Source organism: Pseudokineococcus sp. 1T1Z-3, from assembly GCF_037482365.1.
GTDB lineage: Bacteria > Actinomycetota > Actinomycetes > Actinomycetales > Quadrisphaeraceae > Pseudokineococcus.
This window is the reverse complement of the sequence record NZ_JBBHZF010000018.1, coordinates 277151-299404: the sequence shown is the minus strand read 5'-3', so window position 1 is coordinate 299404 and position 22254 is coordinate 277151. Positions and strand designations below refer to the sequence as shown.

Sequence of the window (22254 nt, the reverse complement as noted above, 5' to 3'; positions counted from 1 at the left end):
GCCATGCAGCAGTGGGAGTACATGACGGCGCCGCTCATCGTCCACGCGACCAAGCAGATCCTCGACAACTTCGGCGAGGAGGGCTGGGAGCTCGTGCAGGTCATCCCCGGGCCCGACGGCAACGGGCTCGTCGCCTACCTCAAGCGCCCCAAGGGCTGAGCGGCGTGGGCGCCCTCGACCGGCTGGCCGACCTCGGGCTGCGGCTGCCCGACGTCGTCCCCCCGCTGGCGGCCTACCAGCCCGCCGTGCGGGTGGGCGACGTCGTCTGGACCTCGGGGCAGCTGCCTCTGCGCGACGGCGCGCTCGTCGCGGCCGGCAAGGTCGGCGAGGGCTCGGCCACCGGGCTGGTCAGCCCCGCCGCCGCCGCCGACCTCGCCGGCGTCTGCGCGCTCAACGCGCTGGCCGCGGTGGCCTCGGTGCTGGGCGAGGGGGAGAGCCTCGACGACGTCCGCGTCGTCAAGGTCGTCGGCTTTGTCGCGAGCGCGCCGGCCTTCACCGGCCAGCCGGCCGTCGTCAACGGCGCGAGCCACCTGCTCGGCGAGGTGCTCGGCGACGCCGGCACCCACGCCCGCAGCGCCGTCGGCGTGGCCGTGCTGCCGCTCGACGCGCCCGTCGAGGTCGAGCTGCAGGCGCTCGTCGTCCGTTGACGCCCGCTGCCCGTTGACGCCCTGCTGCCCGTTGACGTCGTGAGCGGCGACCGCTGAGGCCCCGCTCGTCCGAGGAGGCCCCGCGTGCTCCGTCGCTTCCCGATCGCCCCGGACCTGCGCGCCCGGGTGGAGCGCGGGGTTCCGGTGCCGCCGGCCGAGCCGGTCACGGCCGCCACCGTGATGCTCGTGCGCGAGGCCGCCACGGCCGCCGGGTCGCGCCCCGGCCTCGGGGCGGACGCCTCGGGCGACGGCGTCGAGGTGTGGCTGCTGCGGCGCGCCGACGGGCTCCCCTCGGCGCCCGGGGTCACCGCCTTCCCCGGCGGCGGGCTCGACGAGCGGGACGCCGACCCTGACGTGCCCTGGCGGGGTGCGCCCGTCGAGGGCTGGGGGCGCCGCCTGGGGCTGGCCGACGAGGACGCCGCGGCGCTGCTGTGCGCGGCCGTGCGGGAGACCTACGAGGAGTCCGGCGTCCTGCTCGCCGAGGTCGCCGGCGCCCAGCCGGACGCCGCCGGGTCGGGTGTCGTCGGGTCGGGCGCCGCCGGGTCGGGCGGCGTGGGGCTGCCCGCCGGGCGGGAGGACGCCGAGCGGGCCGCGCTGGCCCGCCGGGAGGTCGCGCTGTCGGAGCTGCTGCGCCGCAGGGGCCTGGCGCTGCGCAGCGACCTCCTGCGGCCGTGGGCGCGGTGGACGACGCCCGAGCCGGCCGAGCGCCGGCACGACACGTGGTTCTTCCTCGCGGCCGTCCCGTCCGCCGCGCGGGCGCGGCACGTCGGGGAGGACGGGCACGCGTCCGAGGCGGTCGAGGGCCGGTGGTGGCGGCCGTCGGAGGTGCTCGACGCCGAGGCCCGCGGGCAGGTCCGGCTGCTGCCGCCGACGCGGGTGGCGCTGGAGGAGCTCGCGGCCGCACCGGACCTCGCGGCGCTGCTGGGGACGAGGCGCTCCCTCGCCGCGGTGCTCCCGCGGGTGGCCGGGGCGCCGGACGACCTGCACCTGCTCGCCGACCTGCCCGAGCACCCCGACCCGGTGGGGTCGGTGTGAGCGCCGCCACCGCCACCTCGGGCGAGGCGGCGGAGGGGCCGCCGTGGCGCGGTGGCCGCGTGACGGCGCACGCGCGGTGCGTGCTCGCGCCGAACCCGGGCCCGATGACGCTCGACGGCACCAACACGTGGGTGCTCGGGGCGCCGGGCGCGGGGCCGGCCGTCGTCGTCGACCCCGGCCCCGAGGAGACCGCCGCCGACCGGGCGCACCTGGCGGCGGTGCTGCAGGTCGCCCGCGAGGAGCACGGCGGGGTCGCCCTCGTCGTGCTCACCCACCACCACGCCGACCACACCGGCGGTGCCCGTCACTTCGCCCGGCTGGCCGGCGGGGCCGCCGGCTCCGTGCCCGTGCTCGCCGTCGACCCCGCGCTGCGGGTCGCCGGTGCCGGTCTGCTCGACGGTGCGGCCTCTCTGTCGGACGGCGCGGAGTTCCCCTGCGCGGGAGCACGTCTCGCCGTCGTCGCGGCGCCTGGGCACACCGCCGACTCGGTGTGCCTGCTCCTGCGCTCGCCGGGGGCCGCCGCCCTGCTGACGGGGGACACCGTCCTCGGCCGCGGGACGAGCGTCGTCATGCACCCGGACGGCGACCTCGGCGCGTACCTGGCGACGCTCGCGCGGCTGGCCGACGTCGTCGAGCGCGAGCAGGTGGACCTGCTGCTGCCCGGGCACGGCCCGGTGCTGCGCGCGCCCGCCCAGGTCCTCGCCCGGTACACGGCGCACCGGCTGCGGCGCGTCGAGGAGGTCACCGCCGCGCAGCGGGTGGGTGCGCGCACGCCTTCCGACGTCGTCGACGTCGTCTACCCCGACCTGGCGGACGAGCTGCGCCCGGCGGCCGAGCGGACGGCGTCCGCCGCGCTGGCCTACCTGGCCGACCGGGCCTGACGCCGCGCGGGGACCGACGTCAACGAGCCCGCCGGGCCAGGCGCTCGTCGTCGAGCAGGACGACGGCGCGACCCTCGAGGCGGATCCAGCCGCGGGTGGAGAAGTCGGCGAGGGCCTTGTTGACGGTCTCGCGGGAGGCGCCGACGAGCTGGGCCAGCTCCTCCTGGGTGAGCCCGTGGGGCACGTGGCGGCCGGCGCCCTCTGCGGGGTCGCGCAGGACGCCGAAGCGGTCGCCGAGGTCCAGCAGCATCTTGGCGACCCGGCCGGGCACGTCGGTGAAGACGAGGTCGGCGACGGAGTCGTTGGTGCGGCGCAGCCGCCGCGCGAGCGCGCGCAGCAGGTGGCGCGCCACCTCGGGGCGGCCGTCGAGCCACCGCTCGAGCTCCTGCGGCCCCAGGCCGGCGAGGGCGACGGGCGTGACGGCCGTCGCCGTCGCCGTCCGCGGTCCCGGGTCGAAGAGGGACAGCTCGCCGAGCATCTCGCTCGGCCCGAGGACCGCGAGGAGGTTCTCCCGGCCGTCCGGCGCGCGGCGGCCGAGCTTCACGGTGCCGGAGACGATGACGTAGAGCCGGTCGCCCTCGTCGCCCTCGACGAAGAGCACCTCGCCGCGGCCCAGCCCGACCGGCGACATCGTGGCCATGAGCGCCTCGGCGGCCTCGGAGGAGACCCCGCTGAAGAGCGCGGCCTGGCGCACCACCGGGTCCAACCCACCAGCCTCCTGCACGGTCCGCCGCCTGGTGCGGCTCGTCTCAGGCGGGAGTGTGCCAGCCCCGCGCAGCGTCGGGAGGGCTGGCCGTCCCGGCCGGGAGGGCCAGGTCACCGCCGGGGTCGTGCGCGGGGCGGGGACGGGGGATGGCGATGACACGCGCGTCCTCGCCGTCCCGGCGGCCGACGGCAGCATCGGTCGAGCTGTCGAGGACCATCTGGGCGGTCGACCAGCACAGCCGGTCGTAGAGCTCGTCCTCCAGCAGGCGCAGGACGTCGCGGGCCTCGCGGAGGGCCAGCAGGTGCTCGGTGCGGTCCAGCGGCGCCCCGTCGGCACGCAGGACGAGCGCCGCCAGGGCGGCGACGTCCTCGTCGAGCTCGCCCTCCTCGCCGGTCGGCGGGCACAGCTGGGCGACCAGCAGGTCCGTCCGGGCGCGCACCAGCCGTGCCCATAGGCGCAGCCGTTCGGCGCGCGCGACGAGCTCGGCGCGCTCGCGCCTGAAAGTCTCCTGACCGTCCATGGTCAGGGTGTCGTCGAGGCCCCGAGGTGTCTTGAGAGCGGCCGGGTGCCGCTCACCCGAGCGCCGGGGCGGTCGGGGGAGCGACGGCGCGTCCGGGTGAGCGCAGGCCGCGCTCGGGCCCAGAGCCGCTGCGGCACAGGGGCGAGGACGTCGCCGGGGCGGAGCGTGCGCCGTCTGTCGTGCCGTCGCCACGGCGGGCGCGCACCGCTGCGCCCACTCGCGCCGCCGCCCCGCGGGCGGACCCTGACGGCGGCCGGCCAGGGGGGTCTCGCGTCGTGAGGCACGTCGGGGGGCATGTCTGGGGTCATGTCTGGGGGCATGTCTGGGGGCACGGGCGGGGCACGTGTGGGGCACGGACGGCGCGTGGACCTCCGGGGCTGTCGGCGAGCCCCCGTACTGTCGTGCCGTGCCCGGCCTCCACGCGCGACCCGCCGCGCACGAGCACGCCGGCGCGGCGCCGGCCGTGACGGCCGAGACGACGCAGCCGCCGGGCGCCCAGGGCCGCGGTGGTGGCCGGCGGTCGCCGTCCTCCTCGCGGCTGGCGCTCGTGCGGCGGGCCCGCCGGGTCGACCGGGCGCTGGCCCTGCGCTACCCCGACGCTCGCTGCGAGCTGGCCTTCACGACACCCTTCGAGCTGCTCGTCGCCACGGTCCTCTCGGCGCAGACCACCGACCAGCGGGTCAACGGCGTGACGCCGGCGCTCTTCGCCCGCTGGCCCGACCCGGCCGCCCTCGCCGGCGCCGACCGCGCCGAGCTGGAGGCCGTCCTGCGGCCCACGGGCTTCTTCCGGGCCAAGGCGGGGTCGGTCGTGCGCCTCGCCGAGCGGCTCGTCGTCGACTTCGACGGCGAGGTGCCGCGGCGGCGCGAGGACCTCGTGAGCCTGCCGGGCGTCGGGCGCAAGACGGCGAACGTCGTGCTCGGCGACGCCTTCGGGGTCCCGGCGACGACGGTCGACACCCACGTCGGCCGGCTGGCGCGGCGGCTGGGCTGGACGCAGGAGACCGACCCGGTGGCCGTCGAGCGCGACGTCGACGCCCTGGTCGAGCCTCGCTCGAGGACGCTGGTCTCCCACCGGCTGATCTTCCACGGCCGGCGCACCTGCCACGCCCGGCGACCCGCGTGCGGGGCCTGCCCGGTCGCGCGCGACTGCCCCTCCTACGGGGTCGGGGAGACAGATCCGACGCTGGCCGCGGCGCTGGTCACGCAGCGAGGGCGGGCATGAGCGGAGGTGCGGCAGGGGCCGCGCCCCCGCGCGAGGCGGCCTCGGTGCCCGGCGTCGTGCCCGCGCCGGCCGGGCTGCCGTGGTGGGTGCGCGACCTCGTCGCCGGCGCTCCCCGGGCGGCGCAGGCGCTCGCCGGGCTCGGCCGGGTCCAGGCCGGCACGCCGTCGGGTCGTCGGGAGGGCCGTGCGGCGGCGGTGCTCGTGTGCCTGTCTCCCGGCAGCCGGGCGGTGCCGGCTCCCAAGGGCGGCGCCGAGCCCCTGGGGGACCTGCTCCTGCTCGAGCGCGCCGCCGGGCTGCGCGCCCACGCGGGGCAGCCGGCGCTGCCGGGCGGGGCGCTCGACCCGGGCGACGACGGTCCCGTGGCCGCAGCCCTGCGGGAGGCGCAGGAGGAGACGCGCCTGGACGTCGCGGGCGTCCAGGTGCTGGCGACGATGCCCGCGCTGCGCGTGCCGCCCGACGGGTTCGCCGTCACCCCCGTCCTGGCCTGGGAGCCGGTGCCCTCCCCGGTCGCCGCGGGCGACCCCGGCGAGGTGGTCCGGGTCCTGCGCGTGCCCGTGGCCGAGATGCTGGACCCGTCGCGCCGCGTGCGGGTCACCTGGGACCGCCGGCTCCCCGGTGCCGGCGGCGGCGAGCCGGCGACGCTGCGGGGGGAGGGGCCTGGCTTCGACGTCGGCCCCCGCCCCGACGCGGGCGCTCGTGACGGCGCGGGCTCTGGTGTCGACGTGGACGCTCGTGACGGCTCGGGTGCAGGCCTGCTCGTGTGGGGCTTCACCGCCGCGCTGGTCTCCGCGCTCCTGGACGCCGCGGGGCTGGCGCCGGGGTGGGAGGGCGCCCGCGTCGTCCCGGCCCCGGCCCTGCGGCCGGCCCTGGACCCGCTGCCGCCGCCCGCCCCTGCGCCCGTGGCGGCCGCCGGGCCACCGCAGCGTGGCCAGGCGGCCCCGGGCCCGGTGGGCGCGCCATGACCACCCTCGTCGTCCCCGAGGCCGGTGTGTCACCCGGGCTGGTGCTCGACCTCGTCGTCGTCGTCCTCGCCCTCCTCGCCGTGGTCTCGGGCTTCCGGCGCGGGCTCGTGCTGGGGGTGCTCTCGCTCGTCGGCTTCCTCGGGGCCGGTGCTCTCGCGGCGTCGCTCCTGCCCGACGCGCTGGCCGGGTGGGAGCCGCCGTGGCAGCGCACCGTCCTGGTGCTCGGCGGTGTGCTGGTCGCCGCGCTGCTCGGGCAGGCGCTGCTGGTCGCCGTCGGGGCGCGGCTGCGCGAGCTCGTGCCCTGGACGCCGCTGCGGGTGCTCGACGGGCTCCTCGGCGCTGCGTTGTCGCTGCTGCTGCTGCTGGTCATGGTGTGGTTCTCCGCCGGGGCGCTGCGCGCGGCCCCCTCGCCCGTCCTCACCGAGGCCGTCGAGGGCAGCCAGGTCGTCTCCCGCGTCGAGGCGGCCGCCCCCGTGGACGCGGGGGAGGTGTTCGACCAGCTCGGCTCGGCGCTCGCCGCGAGCGGCTTCCCGCGGGTCTTCGTCGACGGCGGCGAGGACATCGCGCCCGCCAGCCCGCCCGACCCCGAGGCCTCGGCGGCGGCCGCGGCGGTGGCCGAGCAGGTGCGCGGCAGCGTGGTGAAGGTCAGCGGCGTGGCGGAGGAGTGCCGCCGCGGCGTCGAGGGCACGGGCTGGGTGGTCGAGCCGGGCCGCGTCGTCACCAACGCCCACGTCGTCGCCGGCGTCGACGCCCCGAGCGTCCAGGTCGCCGGGGAAGGACCGGACCTGCCGGCGCGGGTGGTCCTCTACGACCCTGAGCGAGACCTCGCCGTCCTCGACGTGCCCGACCTGGCCGCAGCGCCGCTGCCGCTGGGGGAGCAGCTCGCCGCCGGTGACGCGGCCGCCGTCGTCGGCTTCCCGCTCGACGGCCCGTACGACGTCGAGGCGGCCACCGTGCGGCAGGTCGTCCAGGCCCTCGGGGAGGACGTGTACGGCTCGCCCGGCGTCGTCCGGCAGGTGTACGCGCTGCGCGCCGACGTCCAGCCCGGCAACTCCGGCGGGCCTCTCGTCGACCTGGACGGCGACGTCGTCGGCGTCGTCTTCGCCCGCTCGCTCGACGACGCCGGCACCGGCTACGCCCTCACGCTCCAGGAGTCCGCGCCCGTCCTGGAGCAGGCCGCGACGGCGTCCGAGACGGCCGACACGCAGACCTGCACCGGCGTCGGCTGAGAGCCGCCGCTGGTGCGTCGGAGCGGACGTCGAGGGGCGGCGCGCCGGTGCCGGGCCCGTGAGGTCCGCGCTCGTCGGGCGGTGGCCCGCGATGTCCGCGGTGTGCGGACTTGCGGGGCCTGCTCGGGACCTACCCCGCGAGGTCCGCGGGGCGCGGACTTCGGGGGCTGGCGCGCTGTCGCCGGTGCGTGGGCGCGGACGTCGAGGGTCGGCGAGCCGGTGCCGGGCCCGCGAAGTCCGCGCTCGTCGGGCGGTGGCCCGCGATGTCCGCGGTGTGCGGACGTGCGGGGCCTGCTCGGGACCTACCCCGCGAGGACCGCGTTCCACGTGCCTTGCCGGGTCGTGTCGGCTCGGACGACGCACCGGACGCCCGCACGGCCCGGGCCGTCGGCGTCGACGCGTGACCGCCACGCACCCGCTCGCGCGCACCGGCACCGAGGCCTCGTGCGGGGCGGCGTCACCGGCCGGAGGTCAGCGGACGCCCTTGAGCGCCTGGACGGACTCCTGCGCCGTCGCGATGGTGCGCTCGGGCTTGGAGACCTTCGACAGGCTCGCCTTGCCGACGAGCGCGAGGACGCCGGCGAGCAGGAGCAGGGCGCCGCCGACGACGAGGAAGGCCGCCCACTCGGGGAGCACCAGCGCCAGGGCGAGCGCCCCGCCGACGAGCAGGAAGAGGAAGGCCACGAGTCCCAGGAAGGCCGCGCCGCCGAACAGGCCGGCCCCGACGCCCCCCGCCTTGACGTCGTCCTTCAGCTCGGCCTTGGCCAGGGCGACCTCGCTGCGCACGAGCGCGGTGACGTCGCGCTTGACGGCGACGACGAGCTGTCCGACGGTCCTGTCGTCTGCCACTACGTCCTCCTGCTGCTCCTGCGGGTGCCGGCCGGCGGCTGTCGAGCCGGTCGGCGGTCGGGCGCGGTGGCACCCTGGTGATCACCGGGCGGGAAGCCTACGCACGCCCGTGCGCCCCTGCCCGCTGGGACGTCGCACCCGCCGCCGGTCGCCTGCTCAGCCGTCGGCCGCCGACCCTCCCAGGCCGGCGCGGATGCTTCCCATGACCGAGCTGTCGGCGAGCGTCGTGACGTCGCCGGTCTCGCGGCCCTCGGCGACGTCGCGCAGCAGACGCCGCATGATCTTGCCGGAGCGGGTCTTGGGCAGCTCGGCCACGACGAGGACCTGCCGCGGCTTGGCGATGGGACCGATCTCGCGGCCGACGTGCGCCCGCAGCGCGGCGACGAGGGCCTCGGTGTCCTCCTCGCCCACCGGCGGCGAGCCGTCGTCGGCGCGCAGGATGACGAAGGCGCACACCGCCTGGCCGGTCGTGTCGTCGCTCGCCCCGACCACGGCCGCCTCGGCCACGCGGGGGTGGCTCACGAGGGCCGACTCGATCTCCGCCGTCGAGAGCCGGTGCCCCGAGACGTTCATGACGTCGTCGACGCGCCCGAGCAGCCAGACGTCGCCGTCCTCGTCCAGGCGGGCGCCGTCGCCGGCGAAGTACCTCCCGGGGAAGCGGGACCAGTACGTCTCGACGTACCGGTCGGCGTCGCCCCAGATGCCCCGCAGCATCCCCGGCCACGGCTCGGTGACGACGAGGTAGCCGGTGCCGCCGTCGGCCACGGGCACCCCGGTGTCGTCCAGGACGGCGGTGCAGATGCCCGGCAGCGCGCGCTGGGCGGACCCCGGCTTCGTCGTCGTGACCCCCGGCAGCGGCGAGATCATGATCCCGCCGGTCTCGGTCTGCCACCACGTGTCGACGACGGGCGTGCGTCCCGAGCCGACGTGGGTGCGGTACCAGGTCCAGGCCTCGGGGTTGATGGGCTCCCCGACGCTGCCGAGCAGCCGCAGGCTGGACAGGTCGTGGCCCTCCAGCAGGTCGGCGCCCCACTTCATGAAGGTCCGGACCGTCGTCGGCGCCGTGTAGAGCAGCGTGACGCCGTAGCGCTCGACGACCTCCCACCACCGCTCGCGCGTCGGGGTGTCGGGCGTGCCCTCGTACATGACCTGCGTCACGCCGTTGGCCAGCGGCCCGTAGACGATGTAGCTGTGCCCGGTGACCCAGCCGACGTCGGCGGCGCACCAGTACACGTCGGACTCGGGGCGGACGTCGAAGACGGTGCGGTGGGTGTAGGCGGCCTGGGTGAGGTACCCGCCGCTCGTGTGCAGGATGCCCTTGGGCCTGCCCGTCGTCCCGGACGTGTAGAGGACGAAGAGTGGGTGCTCGGCCTCCAGGGCCGGGGCCTCGTGCTCCTCGGACGCCGCGTCGACGACGTCGTGCCACCACACGTCGCGCTCGTCGTGCCACGCGACGTCCTGGCCGGTGCGGCGCACCACCAGGACCTTGCGGACGGAGCCGCCGCCGCGGGCGCGGTCGGCCAGGGCCTCGTCGACGTTCGCCTTCAGGGGGGACGGGGCGCCGCGCCGGTACCCGCCGTCGGCGGTGACGACGACGACGGCCTGGGCGTCGTCGACCCGGCTGCGCAGCGCGTCGGCGCTGAAGCCGCCGAAGACGACGCTGTGCGGGGCGCCGATGCGCGCGCACGCGAGCATCGCGACGACGGCCTCGGGGACCATCGGCAGGTACAGCGCGACCCGGTCGCCCTGCTGCACGCCGAGGGAGAGCAGGGCGTTGGCGGCCTTCTTCACCTCGCGGGCGAGGTCGGCGTAGGTGATCGTGCGGCGGTCGCCCGGCTCGCCCTCCCAGTGGATCGCGACGCGGTCGCCGTGGCCCGCCTCGACGTGCCGGTCGACGCAGTTGACGGCGACGTTGAGCCGGCCGTCGGCGAACCAGCGCGCGAAGGGCGCCCCGCTCCAGTCGAGCGTCTGCGTGGGCTCGGTCTCCCAGGTGAGCAGGCTGCGGGCCTGCTCGGCCCAGAAGGCCAGCCGGTCGGCGCCGGCTCGCTCGTACAGCTCGGCCTGCGCGACGGCGTGGGCCGCGAGGTCCGGCGGCGGCGGGTACACCTGGGGGGACGTGCGCTCCTGCTGGCTGGTCATCGTCGTCCTTCCGTCGCGGGCCGCTTGGTCCTCGGTCCGGTGGAGCCGCGGGTCACCCGTCGGCGCCGGGCTGCCCTCGGTCGGCCCTGCAGCCCGACCGGCCGTGCGGCCCGACCCACCGAGCCGTCCGACCCACCGAGCCGCCCGACCCACTGAGAAGCCCGGCACCGGCTCCGATCTTGCTCGCCGGTCTCGTCGAGAACCATCCGAGCCTCCGGCCTGGGGCGGCCGAGGCTGTGGACGAGCCCTCCCGGCCGCGGCGACGACGACGTTGTCCACAGCCCCCGCCCACGTCGGCCCGCGCGTCCCTAACCTCCCGCTCGACGGCGGCGCGTGAGAGGGAGGTCCGGCATGGGCGAGGTCGGCGCGGTGTGCGTGGACACCTCCGAGCTGCTCCGGCTGCGGGCCGGGCTGGAGCTGCTCGCGGCGGACCTCCAGGCCGCCGGTGCCCGCCTGGCCGGCGCCGACGGCGTCGCGGTGGGCGCCCGCCGGGTGCTGGACGAGCTGGAGCGGGCGCAGCAGGACTGGGGCACGCACGTCGAGGCGCTGCGGCTGGTCGCCCGGTCGGCGGGCGAGGACGTCGGGCGCGCCGCCGACGCCTACGAGGCGTGCGAGGCGGGCGCCGCCGCACGGGTCGCGGCGTCCTACCAGGCGTCGCCCAGCACCGCCGTGGCGCCACCCACCCCGGCGTCGCGACCAGAGCCGTCGCCGCGGCCGCAGGACCCGCCGACCCCGCCCTCCGCCGGCGGCACGCCGTGATCGCCAGCGCGGCGCGGGACATGCCTGCGCTGGGCTGGGACCCCTGCCCCGGTGACGTCCGGCGCACGCGGTGGCTGGCCGGGGACGTCCGCGCCCTGGCGCGGCGGGTCCGTGACGCCGAGGAGCAGGCTCACGTCGACGCGCCGGCGTGGCGGGGCGCCGCGGCCCTCGGCTTCCGCGCACGGGTCGCCGTTCTGCCGGCATGCCTGGGCGTCCTCGCCGCCTCGTTGGGGGACCTCGCCGGCGCCGTCGAGGGGTGGGCCGACGAGCTGGTGGGCTGGCAGGAGAGGGCGGACGCGCTGGAGCGGCGGGCCTGGGTCGTGGCCATGGGGCCGGACCCCGCACCAGACCTCCTGTGGGACGTGCGGGGAGCAGCCGTGCGCGACGCGGCGGCCGGCCGGCCGCCGGGGTCGTCGCTGCTCAGCGCGCTGGCGCCGGAGACCCTGGCCGGGGTGCGGCACGAGGCCCAGCGATTGCACGAGCAGTACTGCGACGCCGCGGAGCTCGTGGCGCGCCGGATGTCAAGCGTCGTGGGGGAGGGCTTGAGGGCGGACTGGGGCGGCAGCCGCTCCGGCGTCCCGGGCTCGGGCGGCCTCCTGGCAGAGCCCGCGCGGCCGGCGCACGTGCGGCTCGGGCGCTGGGTGCAGGACGGCTACGGGGAGCACGTGCGGGCAGACGCCGAGGAGATCGCCGAGGTGGCCGACGTGTTCGGCGCCGCCGGTGCGTTCCTCACGACGGTCCCGGTGCCGGCGGCCGCGGGGATCGGCCTGGCCGCGGGCGCCGTCGCGACCGTGCTGGACAGCCAGCTGGAGCTCTTCGTGGCCGAGGACCCGCTGGCGGCGGTCACCTCGCTGGCCGAGGGGAGCCTCGACACCGTCGTCCTCAAGGGGTCGCTGCGCACCCTGCGCAGGTCAGGGACGTCCACGGGGCCCCAGCCGCCGACGTCGCCCGGCTCTCCCCTCGAGCGGGGCGAGCGGACCCGCGACGCCGCGTCGACGCTGCTGGAGGAGGGGGTCGACCCGTGGGAGGTCCCCGGCCACCAGGGCACGGCGCGGCGGACGCCGCAGGACGTCGAGCGACGCCGCCGCGAGGAGGAGCGCCGGGAGGAGGAGCGGCGGTACGCCCAGGAGGTCACGCGCTGCGTCGGCTCGGGGGGCTGAGCGCCAGGTCGGCCCAGACGGCGCGGTGGTCGGTGCCGCGGACCCGGCGGGCGCCGGCGCCCCGGACGTCGAGCCCGTCGACGAGCACGTGGTCGAGGGCGATGAGGCCGCGGAAGCCGGGGAGGGGGCCGGCGACCGGCCACGTCGGCAGGCGCCCACGGCCGGCCTCGGCCGCCGCCCGCCGCATGGGACCGGCGGGCACGAGCAGCCGCCGCAGCGCCGGGTGGTCAGGTGTCGCGTTGAGGTCGCCGAGCACGACCACCGGCCCGGTCTGCGCGCGGCACCACCGCTCGAGGGCGGCCAGCTGGCGCCGCCACGGCCTGACGTCGCGCAGCGCCGGGTAGTAGGGGTGCGCGGCACGGACCAGGACGCTCGCGCCGTCGGCTGCGCCCGCGCTCGCGGTGCCGTCCGGGCCGCCGTGGCCGGCACCAGCGGGCAGGTGCAGGCGGGCCGCCGGGTTGTCGCTCGCCGGGTCGCGCGCGTCGGCCAGCGGCCGCTCGAACAGGCCCCACAGCTGCTGCTCGACGACCTGGGCGCGCACGATGCCGTGCCGGGGCAGCTCGTCGTCGTCGGTGAGGACCTCCTCCATCGGCCAGCGGGCGGCCAGGACGGTGCCGACACCGCCTTCCGCGGCCCGGCCGACGCGGTAGGGGTAGGGCGCCAGGGCGCCCGTCTCCTCCAGGTGCGCGAGGGCGGGCGGGGAGATCTCGACGAGCGCGACGAGGTCGGGCCGCAACCGCTGCAGCAGCGCCGCGGCGGCCTCGACGTCGGCGCGGCCGTACCAGACGTTGAGCGCGGCGACCCGGAGCCGAGGAGCCGGGTCCTCCTGCGCGCGGGGCGGTCGGGCCAGCCAGGCGGGGGCGGCGACGGCGGCGTGGACGGCCACGAGCGCCCCGGCGGCGGCGGCCAGCACCCCCTCCCCGGCCACCAGCGAGGGCACCAGGACGACCACGCCGAGCGCGCCCGCGCCCGGCACGAGCGCCTGCGCCCGCACGACCAGCGGGGCTCCGGGGCGGCCCGGGCGCACGTCCCACCAGCGCAGCGCCGTCAGCGCCGACCCGAGCACGACGGCGGTGACGGCCAGGACGAGCGCCTCGGTCGTCACCGGGCCCCGCCGTCCTCGTCGGCCGCGGTGTCCGGGAGCACGCCGCCACCGTAGGCGCCGACCACCGGCCGTCGACGAGAGCCGGCGGTGTGGACGGTGGTCTGGACGGCGGGTGTGGACGGCGGCGCCCACAGGGCCGCAGGACGGTGGCTCGTCCACCGCCGGGGCGGCCCGGGCACCCGGCGTCGGCTCGAGCCGGTGAGGTGCCGGTGGCCGCGTCAGGAGCGGCCGCGGGAGGGGAGGTCGGCGTGGTGGTCGGAGCGGTGGAGCGGCGAGCGGCGGGAGCCCGGGGCAGCAGCGACGAGGCGGTCGGCGTCGTGCTCGTCACCGGGTCCGCGTGGCTCGAGGAGCGGGTGCGGGCCTGCGCCCTCGCCGCCGGCGCACCCGTGACGGTCCGGCGGCCCGAGGACGCCGCGACCCCCGCCGCGGTGGAGCTCTGGGGCGCCGACGCCCTCCTCGGCGGCGCGGCGGCGCGGCGCCCGGGGCCCGCGGGTCCGGCGCGGGTCGTCGTCGCCCCGGAGGCGGCACCCGACGCGCTGTGGCGGGCCGCGCTGGAGGCCGGGGCCGGCGAGGTGCTGCCGCTGCCCACGGGGGAGGCCGACCTCGTCGACCTGCTGGTCCGGGCGGTCGACCGCCGGCCGCCCGACGCGGTGGTCGTCGGCGTCCTCGGGGCCTGCGGCGGGGCGGGAGCCTCCTCGCTCGCCGGGGCGCTGGCGTGGGCGGGCGCGCGCGAGGGCGCCGGTCCGCGCCGCGGCCGCGCCGAGGGGTCGGGCCGGGCGCTGCTCGTCGACCTCGACCTGCTGGGCGGCGGCGCCGACGTCCTGCTCGGGCTCGAGGGCGCCGCGGGGCTGCGGTGGCCCGACCTGGCGGGCGTCCGCGGCGTGCTGCGGCCAGACCTCCTCGAGGGGGTGCTGCCCTCGCGCGGCGGCGTCGACGTGCTCGCGCCCGCCGCGGCCCGCACGGGCGGCCCGGTCGGTGGCGGGCGGTCGTCGCCGGGTGCCGGCGCGGCGGTGCCCCCGACCGAGGCGTCCTCGGCGGTGGTCGACGCCGCCCGGCGCAGCCACGAGATCGTCGTCCTCGACCTGCCCCGGGGGCTCGCGGGGGTCGAGCAGCTGCTGGCCCTCGTCGGTCCCCTGCTCCTGCTGCTGCCGGCCGAGCTCCGTGCGGGCGTCGCCGCGGCGCGCGCGCTGGCCCACCTCGACGCCGTCGCCCCGGGCGCGGACGTGCGCCTGCTCGTCCGCGCCGGGCACGGGCGTCGGCGCGGGCGCACTCCCGCGGGACGTGGGGGCGACGTGGCACCGGAGGAGCTGGCGCGGGCGCTCGGGCGTCCGCTGGCCGGCGTCGTGCCGCACGACGCCGGGATGGGAGCCCGCTCGGAGCGAGGGTGCGCCTTCGCCTCCGGGGACGGGGGCGCGCTCGTCCGGTGGGCGGGGCGGGCACTCGCCCGGTTGCCTGCGGCTCGGCTCCCGCCCCCGTCCCCGCCGGCGAGCCGGCTGCCGGGCCCGGCCGGGCCCGGGTGGCGGCCGCGAGGAGGCGCTGCGGTGCCTGCCCGGCACGCGGCGCCGCCCAGCTCCGCCGCCGAGACGGGTCAGGCGGCGAGCCAGGCGACGGGTCACGCTCCCGCGCTCTCCCCGGTGCGCGCACCGTGACGGCCCGGCAGGTCACCGACGCCCGGGGACGTGCCGGCGGCGAGGCCCCCGGAGGAGGCGGCGTCGACCCCGCGCTGCTGGCTCGGGTCCGCTCGGTGCTCAGCGCGTCCGAGGCCGCCGCAGGCGGCTCGGCGAGGAGAGGCGTGCGCGGCACCGGCAGGGAGCCGGACGACGGGGCCGGCCGGAGGGCGGGCGAGGCCCGCGGCCACGACGTGGGCCCGCTGCACGTGGCCGCAGCGCTGCGCGGCGAGGTGCTCGGCGCCCACGGGGCCCTCCTGGCCGCACCGGCGCTGCGCGCGGCGCTCGTCGGGGCCGGTCCGCTGCAGGTGCTGCTCGACGAGCCGCAGGTCACCGACGTCCTGGTCAACGGCCCGAGGGAGGTGTGGGTGGACCGTGGCCGCGGGCTGCGGCGGGCTGAGGTCGAGCTGGGCGACGAGCAGGCCGTGCGCGCCCTCGCCGTCCGGCTGGCGGCGGGCGCAGGTCGGCGCCTGGACGACGCGAGCCCCTGCGTCGACGCCCGGCTCGCCGACGGGGTCCGGCTGCACGCGGTGCTGCCGCCCGTCAGCCCGACCGGCACGGTGCTCTCCCTGCGGGTCCCGCGCCGCGACGGCTTCACGCTCACCGAGCTCGTCGCGAACGGCTCGGTGCCCGCGGGGTGGGCCGAGGTGCTGCGCCGTGTCGTCGAGCGCCGGCTGGCGTTCCTCGTCAGCGGTGGGACCTCGACGGGCAAGACGACGGTGCTCGCCACCCTGCTCGGGCTCGCCGACCCGGCCGAGCGCGTCGTCCTGGTGGAGGACGCGGGTGAGCTGGCCCCGCGGCTGCCCCACGTCGTCCGGCTGGAGGCCCGGCACGGCAACGTCGAGGGAGCGGGGGCGGTCGGGCTCTCCGAGCTGGTGCGCCACGCGCTGAGGATGCGGCCCGACCGGGTCGTCGTCGGCGAGTGCCGCGGCGCCGAGGTACGAGACCTGCTGACGGCGCTCAACACCGGCCACGAGGGCGGGTGCGGCACCGTCCACGCGAACACCGCCGCCGACGTCCCCGCCCGGCTGGAGGCGCTGGGCGCGCTGGCCGGCATGGACGCCCGGGCGGTGGTGACGCAGGCCGCGAGCGCGCTCGACGTCGTCCTGCACCTGCGGCGCGACGAGCGAGGTCGGCGGCTGAGCGAGGTCGCCGTCGTCGACCGGCGCGGCGACGCCCTCGTCGTCGTCCCGGCGCTCACGTCAGCAGGGCCTGGCCCGGCGTGGCCAGCGCTGGCCGGGCGGCTCGGTCTCGACCCGGCGGACGCTCCGCCGGTGCCCCCCGTCGGTGCGCCCCCCGTCGGTGCGCCCCCCGTCGGTGCGTCTCGCCTCGGGACGCCCGACGACCTCGCCCGGGACCCCGCGGCGGGCCGCTCGTGCTGAGCGCCGTGGTCGTGGCGGCGCTCGTGCTGGGCGGGGCGGCCCTGCTGGCAGGGCCGTCGACGGCGGGACGCCTCCGCCGGGTGCTCGCCCGGGAGCAGGCTCCGGTCGGCGTCGGCGTCGGCGTCGGCGTCGGCGTCGGCGGTCGCGACGGCGCAGGTCACCGGCGACGTGCCTGGCGCGGAGGGGCCGGCGGTGCCTCACGCCCGCCGCCCGACGGCCACGCCGACCACGTCGGGCAGCTGGCTGTGCTGCTGCGCGCCGGGCTGGCTCCGGCGACGGCCTGGCGGCACCTCGCCGACGTCGCGGGCCCGGGACCCGGCGGTGCCTGGGCGGCCGCGGCCGCTGCCGGTGCGCAGGGCGGTGCGGTCGCCGAGGCCCTGCGCGGGTGCCTCGTCCCGGCGCGGGCCGAGGACGTCCGCGGCGCGCGGGCGCTCGCCGCCGTCGCCGCGGCGGTGGAGCTGTGCGAGCGCACGGGGGCGCCGACCGCGACGGTGCTCGCCGGCGTCGCCGCCACCCTGCGGGAGGAGGCGGACGCGCGGGACGCCCGTGAGGCGGCGCTGGCCGCGCCTCGCGCCACCGCCCGCGTGCTGCTCGCGCTGCCGGTGGCGGGCCTCGTCCTCGGGCAGGTCGTCGGTGCGTCCCCGCTCGTCGTGCTGGCGACGACGACGCCCGGCCGGGTCGCCGCGGTCGTCGGCCTCGTCCTGGGGCTCCTCGGGTGGGTGTGGTCACGCGCGCTCGTCCGGGAGGCCGCGGGCGAGGGCGCCGCGACCGGCGGCCGGGGGCAGCGGCGCACGCCCCGGCGCGGGTCGAGCGCCACCGAGGCTCTCGCCCGGCCTGCCGTCGGGTCTGACCTCCCGCGCGCCGGACCGGCGGGGTGGTCGGGGGCATGAGCGTCGTCGTCGGGCTGCTCGTCCTTCTCGCGGCGCTGCTCGCCCGGCCGCCGCGGCACCGGCGCCTCGAGCGGCTCCTGGCGCCGTCGCCGTCGGCCCGCCGGTCTGGGCGCCGCCGGTCTGGGCGCCGGGCGCCTGGGCGCGCGGCCCCGCTCGACGCGGCCCTGCTGCTGGACCTCGCGGCCGCGGCCCTCGAGGCCGGCGCCGCGCCGACGGCAGCCGTCGAGGTCGCCGCATGCGCGCTGGCAGCCGCCCAGCCGTCCGGGCAGGACGAGGAGCTGCGGCGCCGGTGCGCGCTGCTGCGCCTCGGTGCGGCGGAGGAGGAGGCCTGGCTCGGGGTCTCGCCCACGCTCGAGCCGTTGCGAGCCCCGCTCGCCCTGGCCCTGCGAGCCGGCGCGCCCGGCGCCGGCCTGCTGCGCGACGCCGCGCGCGAGCTGCGCCGTCGGCGCTCCCGCGAGGCGCAGCGGCGGGCCCAGGCCCTCGGTGTCCGCCTCGTCGTCCCGCTCGGCGCCTGCGCGCTGCCCGCCTTCGCGGCGGTCGGCGTGCTGCCCGTCGTCCTGGCCCTCGCCACCGACGTGCTGGGCGGGTAGCAGCGACGGTCCGCGGCACGGGTCCAGCGCGGGGCACGGCGTCGAGCGGGGGGCGCCACCGTGCGACGGCCCGTCGAGCGCACGGCTGCGCGCCCCCGGTCGGACCGTCGCGGGCCTGGTCGCGCCCACGGGGGTCGGCTGCCGGCCTGCCGCTCCAGCTGCGCCGGCCGCAGCGCACAGGTCGCCCACCGGGGCCGTCGTCCACAGCCGCAGCCGGGACCCGCACGACGGGTCCTGCGCAGCGCCACCCTCCCGCCAGCGGGCCGCGACCGGCGGCCCGGAGGAGGAGGAACGCCATGGCCGTCACCGGCACCCGCACGTCCCGCTGCACCCTCGCGCGCCCCCGGGGCGCCCAGGCCCGGGCCCTCTGCCACGGGGGGCGCGGGCCCCTCTCGCCCCTCGTCCTGCCGCCCGTCGGCGACAGGCCTGGGCGCGGCGCGGGGGCGGCGTCGGGGCAGGTGGTGCCCCGCGCCGGGGAGCTGCTGGGCGCCGGGGAGGTGCTGGGCGCCGGCACCGTGCCGACGGGAGAGGTCGCGCGACGGCGGCCGCAGCCGGCGCGGGTGGCCCGCACCCGTCGGCCCCGCGGCGAGGCCGGCATGGCGACCGCGGAGTACGCCATCGCGACGCTCGCCGCCTGCGGCTTCGCCGGGCTGCTCCTCGCGCTGCTCGCCAGCGACCAGGTGCGGGGGCTGCTGCTCGGCATCATCTCGCGCGCCCTCAGCGTCGGGTGAGCCGGCGACCCGGGAAGAGGCGACGGCGTCGCCCCGGCGACGACCCGGCGGCCGGCTCCGGCCGGTCGCCGGGCCCGGCCCTCGGTGCCGGGCGGCCGGCACCGGGCGCTGCGTCGGTGACCGGCTGGGCAGCGCTCGACGGCGGCCCCCGCGCAGGTGCCCGTCGGCCGGTGCGCGGCGACGACGGCGGCGCCGTCACGGCGGAGCTGGCGGTCGGCCTCGTCGCCGTGGTGCTCGTGCTCTCGGCCGTCCTGTCGCTCGGGCAGGCCGTGGTGGCGCAGGTGCGGTGCACCGACGCCGCCGCGGCCGGCGCCCGCGCCGCCGCCCGGGGGGCGACGGCCGGCGAGGTCAGCGCGACCGCCTCCGCCCTGGCCGGGGGCGACGCCGTCGTCCAGGTCGTCCCGGGCGGCGGCACCGTCGAGGTGGTCGTGCGGCGTCGCGTCCGGCTCGCCCTGCCGGGGGCGCCCGCCCTGCCGGTGCAGGGGCGCGCCGTCGCCGCCGCCGAGCCGACAGGAGCCGGCCCGTGACGGCGCGTCGGGCGGGCCGCGCGTCCGGGCGCAGACCTCGCGGGCTGGCACTCGGCGTGTCGGCCCGCGGAGTCCGCGCACGGCGTGAGCGCGGACTTCGAGGGCCAGCCGCTGGCGTGTCGCCCCGCGTCGTCCGCGCTCGCTCGTGGCGTGCGGCGTGCCGGCCCGCGATGCCCGCGATGGAGGGACGACGGGTCCTCCGGCGACGTGAGCGCGGGCGCGAGCGGGGGGCCGGCACGGTGCTCGTGCTCGGGCTGGCGATGGCCGCGCTCGTCATGGCCAGCGCGGTCGCCGTCCTCGGGCAGGCCGTGGTGGCGCGGCACCGGGCGGTCGCGGCGGCGGACCTCGCGGCGCTCGCCGCGGCCGACGTCCTGCTCGGGCGCACGGCGGGGGAGCCGTGCGCCGCGGCCGGACGGGTCGCCGCGGCCGGTGGGGCGCTCGTCGTGGGCTGCCGGCCGACGGGCCAGGAGGTCGTCGTCGAGGTCGCCGTCCCCGTCGACGGGCTCCTCGCCGGGCTCGGGCCGGCGCGCGCCGCCGCGCGCGCCGGGCCCGCGCCACCGTGAGACGACCCGTGACCTGCCCGCGGCCCGACGGCCACCGCGGGCGGGCCTGCGGCGGTGCGGGACCGCCGGGCTCAGCGCGCCGGCTCGTCGTCGTCCGCCGCGGCGAGGACGGTTCGCAGCAGCCGGACCGCGCCGGCCTTGTGCAGCGGCTCGTTGCCGTTGCCGCACTTGGGGGACTGGACGCACGCCGGGCAGCCGTCGCGGCACGGGCACGCCTCGACGGCGTCGGCCGTCGCCGTCAGCCACGTCCGCGCCGCGCGGAAGCCCCGGGCGGCGAAGCCGGCCCCACCGGGCGCGCCGTCGTGGACGACGACGGTCGGGAGCCCCGTGTCGGGGTGGCACGCCGTCGAGACGCCGCCGACGTCCCAGCGGTCGCTCGTCGCCACGAGCGGCAGCAGCCCGATGGCGGCGTGCTCGGCGGCGTGGGCCGCACCGGGCAGGTCGAGGGGGCCGACGCCGGCCCGCTCCAGCAGCCCGGCCGGCACCGTGAACCAGACGGCAGCGGTCCGCAGCACCCGCGGCGGGAGCTCGAGAGGCTCCTCGCCCAGGACCGTGCCGTCGCTGGCCCGGCGCCGGAGGAAGGAGACGACCTGGCTGGTGACCTCCACCTGCCCGGTGGCGAGCACGACGTCGCCCCACGTCCGCCGACCGGTCTCGGTGAGCAGCCGCACGTCGGAGACGTCGCGGGCGCTCGTGGTGAGGTCGACGTCCTCGCGCCGCACGAGGGCGGCCCCGAGGGCCAGGTCCAGCTCGGTGACGACGTACGTCTCGCCCCGGTGCAGGTGCACGGCGCCCGGGTGCACGGTCGCGTGCGCCGACGCCGGGTCGACGCTGCCGACGACCCGGCCGCTCGCCTCCTCCACGACGACGACCGGCTCGCCGCCGGCACCCCGCAGGTCGATGGCGTCGGAGGGCCGTCCCTCGCCGACCCAGTACCAGCCGTCCGCCCGGCGTCGCAGCAGGCGGCGCGCCACCAGGGCGTCGAGCAGGGCCCGCACCAGCCCCGGCTCCCCGAAGCGGCCCAGCTCGTCGGGCCGCAGCGGGTGCTCCGCGGCCGCCGCCGCCAGGTGCGGCGCCAGGACGTGGGGGTTGGCGGGGTCGAGGACGACCTCCTCGACCCCGCGCCCGACGACGGCCTCGGGGTGGGTGACGAGGTAGGTGTCCATCGGGTCCTCGCGCGCCACGAGCACGGCGACCGCGTCGGTGCCGCGGCGCCCGGCCCGGCCGACCTGCTGCCACAGCGACGCGCGCGTGCCGGGCCAGCCCGCGAGCAGCACGGCGTCGAGCCCCTGGACGTCGACGCCCAGCTCGAGGGCGTTGGTCGTCGCGAGCCCGCGCAGGACGCCCCCGCGCAGGTCCCGCTCCAGCGCCCGGCGCTCCTCGGGCAGGTACCCCCCGCGGTAGGAGGCCACCGCGTCGACCAGCGCCGGGTCGGCGTCCGCGAGCAGCTCTCGCGCCGACAGGGACACCTGCTCGGCCGAGCGCCGTGACCGGGTGAAGGCCAGCGTGCGCGCGCCCGCCGTGACGAGGTCGGCGAGCAGCTCGGCCACCTCGACCGGCGCCGGCCGCCGCGGCCCGCCCCCGCACGGCTCCTCCGGCTGCGGGCCGTCGAGCCGTCCTGCCGCGCCGTGACCGTCCGGCGCGGACGTCGCCGCCGGCCGCCGGCCGCCGGCCGCCGCGACGTGGACGTCCTCGCCCGCCGGGGAGAGCGGGCCGCCGCGCCCGGGCAGCGGCGGCGGCTGCCACAGGAGCAGGGACAGGGCGCCCCGCTCGGAGGCGTCGTCGTCGACCACCTCGACCTCCAGGCCCGTGAGCCGGCGCGCGCTCCGCCCGGGGTCGGCGGTCGTCGCGCTCGCGAGGACGAGCGTGGGCTCGGCGCCGTACCGGGCCGCCACCCGCAGCAGCCGCCGCAGGACCGCCGCGACGTGCGAGCCGAGCAGGCCGCGGTAGGTGTGCGCCTCGTCGACCACGACGTGCCGCACCCGCCGCAGCAGCGGGGCCCAGCGGGCGTGGTCGGGCAGCACCGTGCGCGAGAGCAGGTCGGGGTTGGTGAGCACCACGTCGGCGTGGGAGCGCACCCACGCCCGCTCCGCCGGCGGGGTGTCGCCGTCGCAGGTGGCGGCGACGACGCCGGGCACGCCCAGCTCGGTCAGCGAGGCCAGCTGGTCGGCCGCGAGGGCCTTCGTCGGGGCGAGGTACAGGGTCGCCCCGCCGCGCCAGCCGTCACGTGCCGCACCCCGCTCGCGCGCGGCCGTCAGCGCCGGCAGCCAGTACCCGAGAGACTTGCCCGACGCCGTCCCGGTCGCCAGCACCACCGAGCGGCCCGCGCGGACCAGGTCGGCCGCGCGCGCCTGGTGCTCCCACGGCGCCGGCACGCCGCGCGCTCGCAGCGCCGCCACCACCTCCGGGTCGACCCACGCCGGCCAGGCCACCCGGCGGCCGGCGCGGGCCGGTCGCCCGTGCACGTGCCGCACCCGCGCCCGCCGCCCCGGCGGGTCCAGGAGAGCCGCCAGGGCGGCGTCGTGGCTCCCCTCGCCCCGACCGCGGGCGCCGACCTCCTGGGCCGGCGCGACCGCCGCCCGGACGACGTCCTCGCGCCCGGACGCCACCACCCGGTGCACCTGCCCGACACCCTGCGTCACCCCTGCATCACCCCTGAGTCACCCCGTCTCCGCCACCCCCCGCACGCT

The 22254-nt window shown here is 79.4% G+C and carries 22 protein-coding genes; 16 read left to right on the top strand and 6 right to left on the bottom strand.

What is annotated here, in order from left to right; genetic code table 11:
* Positions 1-3: 3 nt before the first annotated feature.
* From WDV86_RS06530 to WDV86_RS06515, 4 genes are all read left to right on the top strand, one after another.
* Positions 4-159 carry a hypothetical protein gene (locus WDV86_RS06530; protein WP_339566787.1) on the top strand — a complete coding sequence of 52 codons (156 nt, stop codon included), beginning with the start codon at positions 4-6 and terminating at the stop codon, positions 157-159.
* Entirely contained in the window at positions 156-647 is a 492-nt protein-coding gene (locus tag WDV86_RS06525) for a RidA family protein (RefSeq protein ID WP_445262969.1), read from the top strand. Before WDV86_RS06530 ends, WDV86_RS06525 begins: the two co-directional genes overlap by 4 nt.
* A gap of 84 nt (positions 648-731) precedes the next feature.
* Positions 732-1682: an NUDIX hydrolase gene (locus WDV86_RS06520; protein ID WP_339566785.1), complete on the top strand. Its 951-nt coding sequence runs from the start codon at positions 732-734 to the stop codon at positions 1680-1682.
* Positions 1679-2563, top strand: a complete 885-nt coding sequence (locus WDV86_RS06515; protein WP_339566784.1) for an MBL fold metallo-hydrolase — start codon at positions 1679-1681, stop codon at positions 2561-2563. Before WDV86_RS06520 ends, WDV86_RS06515 begins: the two co-directional genes overlap by 4 nt.
* Positions 2564-2582: 19 nt before the next feature.
* On the opposite strand, the gene WDV86_RS06510 is transcribed toward WDV86_RS06515, so the two are convergent.
* The gene (locus WDV86_RS06510; protein ID WP_339566808.1) at positions 2583-3269 is read right to left on the bottom strand and encodes a Crp/Fnr family transcriptional regulator; all 687 of its coding nucleotides are present in this window, start codon (positions 3267-3269) and stop codon (positions 2583-2585) included.
* A gap of 43 nt (positions 3270-3312) precedes the next feature.
* Complete coding sequence (locus WDV86_RS06505; protein ID WP_339566783.1) at positions 3313-3789, bottom strand: hypothetical protein; 477 nt, start codon at positions 3787-3789, stop codon at positions 3313-3315.
* 406 nt (positions 3790-4195) lie between these two features.
* Between WDV86_RS06505 and nth the strand changes: the two genes are divergently transcribed.
* Genes nth through WDV86_RS06490 form a run of 3 tightly spaced genes read left to right on the top strand, consistent with a single transcriptional unit; the run spans position 4196 to position 7202 of the window.
* Entirely contained in the window at positions 4196-5011 is an 816-nt protein-coding gene (gene nth / locus WDV86_RS06500) for an endonuclease III (protein ID WP_339566782.1), read from the top strand.
* Positions 5008-5973: an NUDIX hydrolase gene (locus WDV86_RS06495; RefSeq protein ID WP_339566781.1), complete on the top strand. Its 966-nt coding sequence runs from the start codon at positions 5008-5010 to the stop codon at positions 5971-5973. Before nth ends, WDV86_RS06495 begins: the two co-directional genes overlap by 4 nt.
* Positions 5970-7202: a MarP family serine protease gene (locus tag WDV86_RS06490; protein ID WP_339566780.1), complete on the top strand. Its 1233-nt coding sequence runs from the start codon at positions 5970-5972 to the stop codon at positions 7200-7202. The genes WDV86_RS06495 and WDV86_RS06490 overlap by 4 nt, the downstream gene beginning before the upstream one ends.
* 471 nt (positions 7203-7673) lie before the next feature.
* On the opposite strand, the gene WDV86_RS06485 is transcribed toward WDV86_RS06490, so the two are convergent.
* Together WDV86_RS06485 and acs are read right to left on the bottom strand one after the other, a co-directional pair.
* Positions 7674-8051 (bottom strand): phage holin family protein, encoded by a 378-nt coding sequence (locus WDV86_RS06485; RefSeq protein ID WP_339566779.1) that lies wholly within the window; start codon positions 8049-8051, stop codon positions 7674-7676.
* A gap of 156 nt (positions 8052-8207) precedes the next feature.
* Positions 8208-10190 (bottom strand): acetate--CoA ligase, encoded by a 1983-nt coding sequence (gene acs, locus WDV86_RS06480; protein ID WP_339566778.1) that lies wholly within the window; start codon positions 10188-10190, stop codon positions 8208-8210.
* 351 nt (positions 10191-10541) lie between these two features.
* Here acs and WDV86_RS06475 point away from each other — a divergent pair, with 351 nt between their 5' ends.
* Positions 10542-10949, top strand: a complete 408-nt coding sequence (locus WDV86_RS06475) for a hypothetical protein (RefSeq protein ID WP_339566777.1) — start codon at positions 10542-10544, stop codon at positions 10947-10949.
* A gap of 20 nt (positions 10950-10969) precedes the next feature.
* On the top strand, positions 10970-12109 hold the full coding sequence (locus WDV86_RS06470; protein WP_339566776.1) for a hypothetical protein: 1140 nt from the start codon (positions 10970-10972) through the stop codon (positions 12107-12109).
* Here WDV86_RS06470 and WDV86_RS06465 read toward each other — a convergent pair.
* The gene (locus tag WDV86_RS06465; protein ID WP_339566775.1) at positions 12081-13214 is read right to left on the bottom strand and encodes an endonuclease/exonuclease/phosphatase family protein; all 1134 of its coding nucleotides are present in this window, start codon (positions 13212-13214) and stop codon (positions 12081-12083) included. The two genes, WDV86_RS06470 and WDV86_RS06465, sit on opposite strands and share 29 nt — an antisense overlap.
* A gap of 248 nt (positions 13215-13462) precedes the next feature.
* On the opposite strand from WDV86_RS06465, the gene ssd reads away from it, so the two are divergent.
* The 7 genes from ssd to WDV86_RS06430 all read left to right on the top strand — a co-directional run bounded on the left by ssd (position 13463) and on the right by WDV86_RS06430 (position 19564).
* Positions 13463-14863 (top strand): septum site-determining protein Ssd, encoded by a 1401-nt coding sequence (gene ssd / locus WDV86_RS06460; RefSeq protein WP_339566774.1) that lies wholly within the window; start codon positions 13463-13465, stop codon positions 14861-14863.
* 143 nt (positions 14864-15006) lie between these two features.
* Positions 15007-16263, top strand: a complete 1257-nt coding sequence (locus tag WDV86_RS06455; RefSeq protein ID WP_339566773.1) for a TadA family conjugal transfer-associated ATPase — start codon at positions 15007-15009, stop codon at positions 16261-16263.
* Positions 16257-17153: a type II secretion system F family protein gene (locus tag WDV86_RS06450; RefSeq protein ID WP_339566772.1), complete on the top strand. Its 897-nt coding sequence runs from the start codon at positions 16257-16259 to the stop codon at positions 17151-17153. Before WDV86_RS06455 ends, WDV86_RS06450 begins: the two co-directional genes overlap by 7 nt.
* On the top strand, positions 17150-17743 hold the full coding sequence (locus WDV86_RS06445) for a type II secretion system F family protein (protein WP_339566771.1): 594 nt from the start codon (positions 17150-17152) through the stop codon (positions 17741-17743). Before WDV86_RS06450 ends, WDV86_RS06445 begins: the two co-directional genes overlap by 4 nt.
* A gap of 296 nt (positions 17744-18039) precedes the next feature.
* Positions 18040-18474, top strand: a complete 435-nt coding sequence (locus tag WDV86_RS06440; protein WP_339566770.1) for a DUF4244 domain-containing protein — start codon at positions 18040-18042, stop codon at positions 18472-18474.
* Between the two features lie 116 nt (positions 18475-18590).
* Positions 18591-19001 (top strand): TadE family type IV pilus minor pilin, encoded by a 411-nt coding sequence (locus WDV86_RS06435; protein WP_339566769.1) that lies wholly within the window; start codon positions 18591-18593, stop codon positions 18999-19001.
* Positions 19002-19180: 179 nt separating this feature from the next.
* Positions 19181-19564 (top strand): Rv3654c family TadE-like protein, encoded by a 384-nt coding sequence (locus WDV86_RS06430; RefSeq protein ID WP_339566768.1) that lies wholly within the window; start codon positions 19181-19183, stop codon positions 19562-19564.
* A 71-nt stretch (positions 19565-19635) separates the two neighbouring features.
* On the opposite strand, the gene WDV86_RS06425 is transcribed toward WDV86_RS06430, so the two are convergent.
* Entirely contained in the window at positions 19636-22206 is a 2571-nt protein-coding gene (locus WDV86_RS06425; protein WP_339566767.1) for a DEAD/DEAH box helicase, read from the bottom strand.
* Positions 22207-22254: the final 48 nt, after the last annotated feature.

What these genes read in the sequence shown, in the direction of transcription:
- WDV86_RS06495 (WP_339566781.1), top strand. Translation starts at nt 5,008, where the DNA reads ATGAGCGGAGGTGCGGCAGGGGCCGCGCCCCCGCGCGAGGCGGCCTCG.
- WDV86_RS06470 (WP_339566776.1), top strand. Translation starts at nt 10,970, where the DNA reads ATGCCTGCGCTGGGCTGGGACCCCTGCCCCGGTGACGTCCGGCGCACG.
- WDV86_RS06530 (WP_339566787.1), top strand. Translation starts at nt 4, where the DNA reads ATGCAGCAGTGGGAGTACATGACGGCGCCGCTCATCGTCCACGCGACC.
- WDV86_RS06440 (WP_339566770.1), top strand. Translation starts at nt 18,040, where the DNA reads ATGGCCGTCACCGGCACCCGCACGTCCCGCTGCACCCTCGCGCGCCCC.
- WDV86_RS06505 (WP_339566783.1), bottom strand. Translation starts at nt 3,789, where the DNA reads ATGGACGGTCAGGAGACTTTCAGGCGCGAGCGCGCCGAGCTCGTCGCG.
- WDV86_RS06490 (WP_339566780.1), top strand. Translation starts at nt 5,970, where the DNA reads ATGACCACCCTCGTCGTCCCCGAGGCCGGTGTGTCACCCGGGCTGGTG.
- acs (WP_339566778.1), bottom strand. Translation starts at nt 10,190, where the DNA reads ATGACCAGCCAGCAGGAGCGCACGTCCCCCCAGGTGTACCCGCCGCCG.
- WDV86_RS06430 (WP_339566768.1), top strand. Translation starts at nt 19,181, where the DNA reads ATGGAGGGACGACGGGTCCTCCGGCGACGTGAGCGCGGGCGCGAGCGG.
- WDV86_RS06445 (WP_339566771.1), top strand. Translation starts at nt 17,150, where the DNA reads ATGAGCGTCGTCGTCGGGCTGCTCGTCCTTCTCGCGGCGCTGCTCGCC.
- WDV86_RS06475 (WP_339566777.1), top strand. Translation starts at nt 10,542, where the DNA reads ATGGGCGAGGTCGGCGCGGTGTGCGTGGACACCTCCGAGCTGCTCCGG.